Annotated in this window: 7 protein-coding genes and 1 other annotated feature; of the genes, 1 reads left to right on the forward strand and 6 read right to left on the reverse strand. The window is 40.1% G+C overall.

Features of this window, described 5'->3' with window-relative positions; all coding sequences use genetic code 11:
- Positions 1-20: 20 nt before the first annotated feature.
- The 4 genes from serS to pdxS form a co-directional block, all read right to left on the reverse strand.
- Complete coding sequence (serS, locus tag CH76_RS10580) at positions 21-1,298, reverse strand: serine--tRNA ligase (RefSeq protein WP_036145900.1); 1,278 nt, start codon at positions 1,296-1,298, stop codon at positions 21-23.
- A 50-nt stretch (positions 1,299-1,348) separates the two neighbouring features.
- Positions 1,349-1,562: a binding site (T-box leader), on the reverse strand.
- A 31-nt stretch (positions 1,563-1,593) separates the two neighbouring features.
- Positions 1,594-2,118, reverse strand: coding sequence for a GNAT family N-acetyltransferase (locus tag CH76_RS10585; protein ID WP_036145903.1), 525 nt, complete (start codon positions 2,116-2,118; stop codon positions 1,594-1,596).
- 12 nt (positions 2,119-2,130) lie between these two features.
- Positions 2,131-2,673: a glycerol-3-phosphate acyltransferase gene (locus CH76_RS10590; RefSeq protein WP_036145905.1), complete on the reverse strand. Its 543-nt coding sequence runs from the start codon at positions 2,671-2,673 to the stop codon at positions 2,131-2,133.
- 98 nt (positions 2,674-2,771) lie between these two features.
- The gene (gene pdxS / locus CH76_RS10595; RefSeq protein WP_036145906.1) at positions 2,772-3,629 is read right to left on the reverse strand and encodes a pyridoxal 5'-phosphate synthase lyase subunit PdxS; all 858 of its coding nucleotides are present in this window, start codon (positions 3,627-3,629) and stop codon (positions 2,772-2,774) included.
- Between the two features lie 95 nt (positions 3,630-3,724).
- Between pdxS and CH76_RS10600 the strand changes: the two genes are divergently transcribed.
- Positions 3,725-5,119: a PLP-dependent aminotransferase family protein gene (locus CH76_RS10600; protein WP_081892690.1), complete on the forward strand. Its 1,395-nt coding sequence runs from the start codon at positions 3,725-3,727 to the stop codon at positions 5,117-5,119.
- A 16-nt stretch (positions 5,120-5,135) separates the two neighbouring features.
- Here CH76_RS10600 and CH76_RS10605 read toward each other — a convergent pair whose 3' ends face one another.
- Both CH76_RS10605 and guaB read right to left on the reverse strand, forming a co-directional pair.
- Positions 5,136-6,374, reverse strand: coding sequence for a serine hydrolase (locus CH76_RS10605; RefSeq protein ID WP_036145909.1), 1,239 nt, complete (start codon positions 6,372-6,374; stop codon positions 5,136-5,138).
- A 60-nt stretch (positions 6,375-6,434) separates the two neighbouring features.
- Entirely contained in the window at positions 6,435-7,898 is a 1,464-nt protein-coding gene (gene guaB / locus CH76_RS10610; RefSeq protein WP_036145911.1) for an IMP dehydrogenase, read from the reverse strand.
- Positions 7,899-8,022 lie beyond the last annotated feature (124 nt).

Raw genomic sequence — 8,022 nt, forward strand, 5'->3', positions numbered from 1 at the left:
GCCCAACACCTCTTATTTTTTTACTTTGTAATGGCTTCAATGCCACCCATATAAGGACGTAGCACTTTAGGGATCACTACAGAGCCATCAGCCTGCTGGTAGTTTTCTAAAATAGCGGCTACTGTACGACCAATCGCAAGACCTGAACCATTTAACGTATGCACATACTCTGGCTTGCCTTTTGCTTCACGACGGAAGCGGATATTAGCACGACGCGCTTGGAAGTCTTCAAAGTTTGAACATGAAGAAATTTCACGGTACGTATTTTGTGCTGGGATCCATACTTCTAAGTCGTATTTTTTAGCTGCTGTAAAGCCTAAATCAGCTGTACACATTTTTAATTTACGGTAAGGTAGTTCAAGCAGTTGTAAAACCTTCTCCGCATGTCCTGTTAATAACTCTAATTGTTCATAAGAATCTTCAGGCTTAACAAAGCGTACAAGCTCAACTTTATTAAACTGGTGTAAACGAATTAAACCACGTGTATCTCGACCTGCAGAACCCGCTTCAGAGCGGAAGCATGCGCTATACGCTGAAAAGGCTTGTGGTAACATATCTGCTGATAAAATTTCGTCACGGTAGAAGTTTGTTACAGGTACTTCAGCTGTTGGGATAAGGTAGAAGTTGTCCTCCGTTAGTTTAAATAAATCTTCTTCAAACTTAGGTAGTTGACCTGTGCCTGTTAAGCTGTCACTGTTAACAATCATTGGCGTTTGCATTTCTTCGTAGCCATGTTCCTCTACGTGTAAATCCATCATAAAGGCAATTAACGCACGCTCTAGGCGAGAGCCTAAACCACGGTAAAATAAGAAGCGGCTGCCTGTTACTTTAGCGGCACGTTCGAAATCTAAAATGTTTAAGTCTGTACCAAGTTCCCAGTGAGGTTTAATTTCGAAATCAAATGCTGGCACTTCGCCCCATTTTAATTCCTCTACATTATCATCCTCTGTTGTACCAACAGGCACGCTTTCGTGAGGGATATTTGGTAAGCGCATCATCATATGCTTAAATTTATCCTCAACTGCATTTAATTCTTCGTCTAGTGCTTTAATGTCATCGCCCACTGCGCGCATATTTGCGATAGCTTCGTCTGCATTTTCTTTATTGCGTTTCATAATAGAAATTTGTTCAGATGCTTTATTACGCTCTGCTTTTAAAACTTCGCCTTTTGCGATTAGCTCACGACGTTTTAGATCTAACTCTTCAAAGTCATCTAAATTTCCTAAATCCTCATTACGTGTTGCTAGCATTTGCTTAACTTTTTCAAAATTAGCGCGTACATATTTAATGTCTAACATCGTATTCCCTCCAATTTTTTGTACGAAAATAGAAAAAGCCCTCAATCCCCAGAAGGGACGAGAGCTACCCGCGTTGCCACCCTAATTAACCAGCAATAATTGCTGGCTCACTCGTATTAGTAACGGCTTCTCAACCGGCTACGGCTTACTTTATTCAACCGAGCAACTCCAGGACGGATTCGCAACTGTTTTTATTAGCTCACACCAACCGCTAACTCTCTTAAAAAAACGAAATTTGCTACTACTTCCTATCTTCGTACATACCTATAAATTTGCCTTAATTGTACTATAGCCACTATTTTTTCGCAACTTGCGCTAAAAAATTTTCACGGGTAATCACATTAAGCTGACAAGGTTCACCTGTTACTTTTTCGATTGTAATTAAATCAATAGGGTACTGCTTACCAACATCCATCGTTACATAGTCGAGCTTCTCTTGTGCCTTTAATGAACGTATATTACGCTTAGCTGCACCTGCAAATACGCGCTTTAACTCCAGTACGTTAAAGGCATAAGCTAACACAGCCGACTTTGCCTCCTCATTATAGCCAAGTCCCCAGTACTGCTCACCTAGCCACGTGCCAATGTGTGCACTCTCTGCCGAAATATCTTTTAGCGTAATGACGCCAATTAACGTATCACCATCAAAAATCGCACGAGAGTATTGCCGCTCGTCCGTCGTTACATGCCATATAAATTTTTTTGCTCCTTCTACCGTTACCATATCATCAGGTAAGCCTAGTGCTTCCTTTACTGCAGGTTGCGATGTTAAAGCACTCATCGCCTCAGCGTAACGCTCGTCATGTTCTCGTAAATTCATTTGATTGCCTCCTCATTTATCACGTTGCGCGGCAATTACTAGTAAAAGCACCGCACCTCCTAGTAGTACAGCTGTTGTTAACTCCTTCGTTAACAAATAACTCGCTAGCGGAATAATAATAAATCCTAACCAGCCTGCTACAGTAGCAGAAGCTCTCACTAACAGTGCAACAGCGCAAACACTTAAAAATACCACCAAAAGCATTGGGTTAAACGCTGTTATGCCACCAATAAATGTTGCGACTGCTTCTCCACCTTTAAACTTGCGGTAAAAGGGCGCAATATGCCCTGTCATTGCACTTAATAAACCTACTATAATAAGCTCCTCTGATAAGCCAAGCAAGCGACCCACACTAATCGCTACTATCCCCTTGCTCGCATCACCAAGCAGTGTAAGTACAAATGCCGTTTTACCATACACACGCCCCATATTGCGTGCACCTGGATTTCGACTGCCACGCTCTCTAATCTTTCCATCATATAATAAATAGCTCACCCACTCTGCTGTTAATAGTGTGCCAACAAAGTAGCAACTTAGTACATATATCATCGCCATAGCTATGCCTCCCAATTCACTAGAGTCCCTAACTATATCATGAGCCAAGACATAAGAAAAACGAGGCGTGTATCATTCACCCACCTCGTTTTTTCACTTTACCAACCACGCTCTTGCATACGCTCAGTTGCAGCTAATGTCGAAATTTCAATACCTTTCATAGGCTCACCTAAGTCCTTAGATAGCGCGGCAATTAATGCATAATCCTCGAAATTTTTAGTAGCCTGCACAATAGCCTTCGCAAATTTTTCAGGATTTTCGGATTTAAAAATACCTGACCCTACAAAAACACCATCCGCACCTAACGCCATCATTAATGCGGCATCTGCAGGCGTTGCTACACCACCTGCTGCATAATTCATTACTGGTAAACGACCTCGCTCTTTAATAGCGACTAAAACCTCATAGGGTGCTCCTAAAATTTTAGCTTCTGTCATAAGTTCTTCTGGTGTCATAGCTACAATGTTTCGTACTTGCGCATTTACTTTACGCATATGGCGTACAGCCTCCACAATATTACCTGTACCTGGTTCGCCTTTCGTACGTAACATCGCTGTCCCTTCACCTAAACGACGCGCAGCTTCACCTAAATCACGGCATCCGCATACAAATGGCACACTATACTCATGTTTTAACAAATGAAACTCATCATCAGCAGGTGTCAGTACTTCACTTTCATCAATATAATCTACGCCCATTGCCTCAAGTACACGCGCTTCTACAATATGCCCAATACGTGCTTTAGCCATAACAGGTATTGTCACAGCACCCATAACTTCCTCCATTATCGAAGGGTTAGCCATACGAGCTACACCACCCGCCTTACGAATATCCGAAGGCACTCGCTCTAGCGCCATAACAGCTACAGCGCCTGCCTCCTGTGCAATTTTAGCTTGCTCTGCATTAATAACATCCATAATGACGCCAGCATATGGCATTTGTAATTTTTCATTCATTATAAAAAACCTCCCAAAGTTTTCTTACAATTTAGTATACTAAGTATTGACCACATTAAAATAACCAGTTAGTAACTAAATAAGGAGGTCAGTAAATGGATATGTTATTATTTTCGCTTGATAAAACAAGCGGAACCCCGCTATACGAACAACTTTACAATGGCATTAAAGATGCCATCATTCAGCAAAAAATTAAAGTAGCCGAAAAACTACCCTCTAAGCGAAAATTGGCTGATTTTTTAAACATTAGCCAAACAACGATTGAATTAGCGTATGCACAGCTCCTAGCAGAGGGCTATATCAGCTCTAAAGCACGCATAGGCTATTTTGTAGAGGCACTCGATGAATTACCCTATATTGAGATAGCAACGCCTAAAACGCATTTTAAACCGTCTTTTATACCCAACTACCGCTATGATTTTAATCCAAGCTTTATTGATACAGCTAACTTCCCTTTTAGCACATGGCGTAAATATGCGCGTGACAGTTATGACGAAGCAAATGCCCACTTATTATTAGCAGGCGACGCCCAAGGTGAGTACGCATTACGTACAGAAATTGCTGACTACTTATATCAATCACGTGGTGTACAATGTCAACCTGAACAAATTGTCATTGGTTCAGGTACAGAGCAACTCTTACCAATGCTTATTCGATTATTTAATCACTACACCGTATTTGCACTTGAGCACCCTGGCTATCCTTCTGTTGCGCGTATTTTACGCCAACACAATCGCACACCTTTACCCATTAAAGTCGATGAGGACGGTATACAAGTACAGGCGCTTGAACAAACAAATACAGATGTCGTTTACCTCACGCCATCGCACCAATTCCCAACTGGCGCTGTATTATCAGCCACTCGTCGTACGCAACTACTCAACTGGGCAGCTGCTTCACCCTCACGTTTTATTATTGAGGATGACTACGACTCTGAATTTCGTTATACAGGTAAACCCATCCCAGCACTACAAGCATTGGACGCTAATGATAAGGTAATTTATATGAGTACCTTCACTAAATCCTTAATGCCGTCCTTACGAGTAGCCTACTTTGTATTACCAGCGTCACTTATGACTACGTACAATAAATTATTTACGTACTACTCTTCTACAGTGCCACGCTTTGATCAGCATATTGTAGCTAACTTTATGCGTGATGGTCATTTTGCTAAGCATTTAAATCGTATGCGTAAGATATACCGCAAAAAACATAATGAATTAATCGAAGCACTTCAACATTATCCAGATGTAAGCGTTAGCGGTTCACAAGCGGGCATGCATATTGTGATAACTATTGCGCATCAGTCTGAACAACAGCTTTTTGAACAAGCAAAAAAAGCTAGTATTGCTGTGTATCCAATGTCACGGTACGCCATACGCCACGAACCTACAACCTCAGCACAATTTTTATTAGGCTTTGGTGGCTTAACTTCAATTGCTAAAGCTGTAGATGATTTAATGCACGTTTGGCAAATAAAAAAGGTTTGAGCATTGTGCTCAAACCTTAAAATAAATTAGCAACAAAATCGCGGATAGTTTGCCAAAAGGTACTAAAATAATTGCCTAATCCCTTCGACACATCCTTAGCTTTACTAGCATAAGATACCTTCATAGTAGATGTAGCCTCCACTGCTGGCGGCTCATATAAATAATTGAGTTCCTCCACTACAGTATGTCCTACTGGTGTTCCAGTTGTAATTGTAGTTACATCTGTATACGGCTCTACCTTAGCATGATAACTAGCACCTTTTTCAGCTAAAATTGGTACTGCTTCACTCTGTACGGCCACAGTGTCTCCATTAACTTGGACGCTGCTCTGCTCAGTTGCGATATTTTCTTTTGTAAAATTAGCAAAGCCATGATCAAATAATTCTTTCATTGTACCAAAGCGACCTGCATAGTTACTATTACCTTCTTTATCTTTCGCATTTAATACAACTGCAATAAAGCGTTGACCATCACGTTCAACTGTACCTATAAAGCATTGTCCTGCAAAGTTCGTATTACCTGTTTTTAAACCATCCACGCCATCATACTCATATAAAAAACCTGGTAGCATATAGTTCCAGCTTGTCATTTCAACTGATGAGGCTGTACCTGCGCCAAATACTTTACGTGGTAGCTTAGTGACCTCTAAAATTTCGGGATAATCACGAATAATAGAATAGCCTACCTTTGCTACATCTTTAGCCGACATTACATTCTCGTCATCTGGCCCAGTACCAGCTACATGATGGCCTTGTAAATCACTATTGTTTAATCCTGTTACGTTTACAAAATTATAATTAGCTAAACCTAACTCTTCAGCCTTTTTATGCATCAATGGTAAAAAATCTGCTTCGCTCCCTGCAATGAACTCCGCAATCCCAACTGTTGAAGCATTAGCTGAAAAAATTAAAATAGATTCGTATAACTCTTTAATCGTATAAGCACGACCTTCTTCTAACATCACATTGCCCAAGTTCATGTCGACTGAAAGCTCATGTACACGCTTCGATACCGTATACGTATCGTCCCATTTAATCTTATCCGCACGAATGTGGTCTAACAAAATATAAACCGGCATTAATTTACTCATACTCGCTAAACCAAGAGCACTATCTGCATTTTGTTCATATAAAATTTGCCCTGTATCTGCATCTAATAAAATAGCGCCATCTGCATTTACCTTAAAACCATTATCTGCATAAGCTACGTTGCTCATCATTAACAACAAGCCAATGACTACTACAAATCGCTTCATACACTTCTTCCTTCCAAAAAAAAACACTCTTTTAGTGTGCTAAAAGAGTGTTTTTACTTTTTATCGTGAGTAGTTTGGTGCTTCTTTTGTAATTTGTACGTTATGTGGGTGAGACTCTAGTAAACCAGCACCTGTCATACGAACAAATTGTGCTTCTTCACGAAGCGCTTGTAAATCTTGTGAACCACAGTAGCCCATACCTGCACGTACACCACCAACTAATTGGTGAATTGTATCTGCTAATGGTCCTTTATAAGGTAAACGACCTTCAATACCTTCTGGCACTAATTTTTTAGCGTCTTCTTGGAAGTAACGGTCTTTTGAGCCTTTTTCCATAGCGCCAACTGAACCCATACCACGGTAAACTTTAAAACGTCGACCTTGGAAGATTTCAGTATCACCAGGTGCTTCAGTAGTACCTGCTAATAAACTACCAAGCATTACAACATGTCCACCAGCTGCTAGTGCTTTAACGATATCACCAGAGAACTTAATACCACCGTCTGCAATGATAGTCTTGCCTAATTCACGTGCAACTGATGCACAGTCATAGATTGCTGTAATTTGTGGTACACCTACACCTGCAACAACACGTGTTGTACAAATCGAACCTGGACCAATACCAACTTTTACTACATCAGCGCCTGCTTCATATAAAGCACGAGCCGCTGCACCAGTTGCTACATTACCAGCAATGATTTCTAATTCTGGGTAAGCTGCACGAATTTTTTTAACTACATCTAGAACACCTTGTGAGTGACCATGTGCTGTGTCAATTACGATGACATCAACTTGTGCCTCAACTAATTTTTGTACACGGATGTCAGTATCTTTAGAAACACCAACAGCTGCGCCAACTAATAAACGACCTAATTTATCTTTAGCAGCATTTGGGAATTCCATAACTTTTTCGATATCTTTAATTGTAATAAGACCTTTTAATGTGCCGTCTTCAGCAACAATCGGTAATTTTTCAATTTTATATTGTTGTAAGATTTTTTCAGCGCCTTCTAATGTTGTGCCAACTGGAGCTGTAATTAAATCTTCTTTTGTCATTACATCATCAATTTTTAATGAGTAGTCTGAAATGAAACGTAGGTCACGGTTTGTAATAATACCTACTAATTTTAAATCTTCCTGGTTATTCACAATAGGAACACCTGAGATTTTATATTTGCCCATTAAATGTTCTGCATCAAATACTTGATGCGTTGGAGTTAAAAAGAATGGGTTTGTAATAACACCATTTTCAGAGCGTTTAACTTTCTCTACTTCTTCAGCCTGCTGATCGATACTCATATTTTTATGAATAATACCTAGACCGCCTTGGCGAGCCATAGAGATAGCCATGCGTGATTCTGTTACTGTATCCATACCAGCACTTACCATTGGTACGTTTAATTTAATCTTTGGTGTTAGCTGCACAGAAAGACTAACGTCCTTAGGTAGCACCTCTGAATGAGCTGGTACTAATAATACATCATCAAATGTTAAGCCTTCTTTAGCAAATTTTGTTTCCCACATTTCTTGAACTCCTCCTATATTTAAAAGAATATTATCCATAACATTAACAATGCATAGTCATACTGTCAAGATTCTTTCTTATAAAAGAGTATTCCGACTATTGCAAGTGTTTTCATTTACTAAC

Origin of the sequence: Lysinibacillus sp. BF-4, from assembly GCF_000743635.1 — a bacterium.
Taxonomy (GTDB): Bacteria; Bacillota; Bacilli; order Bacillales_A; family Planococcaceae; genus Metalysinibacillus; species Metalysinibacillus saudimassiliensis.

Excerpts from the sequence above, each read along its gene's own strand:
- CH76_RS10605 (WP_036145909.1), bottom strand. The coding sequence starts at position 6,374 with ATGAAGCGATTTGTAGTAGTCATTGGCTTGTTGTTAATGATGAGCAAC.
- guaB (WP_036145911.1), bottom strand. The coding sequence starts at position 7,898 with ATGTGGGAAACAAAATTTGCTAAAGAAGGCTTAACATTTGATGATGTA.
- CH76_RS10590 (WP_036145905.1), bottom strand. The coding sequence starts at position 2,673 with ATGGCGATGATATATGTACTAAGTTGCTACTTTGTTGGCACACTATTA.
- CH76_RS10600 (WP_081892690.1), top strand. The coding sequence starts at position 3,725 with ATGGATATGTTATTATTTTCGCTTGATAAAACAAGCGGAACCCCGCTA.
- serS (WP_036145900.1), bottom strand. The coding sequence starts at position 1,298 with ATGTTAGACATTAAATATGTACGCGCTAATTTTGAAAAAGTTAAGCAA.
- CH76_RS10585 (WP_036145903.1), bottom strand. The coding sequence starts at position 2,118 with ATGAATTTACGAGAACATGACGAGCGTTACGCTGAGGCGATGAGTGCT.
- pdxS (WP_036145906.1), bottom strand. The coding sequence starts at position 3,629 with ATGAATGAAAAATTACAAATGCCATATGCTGGCGTCATTATGGATGTT.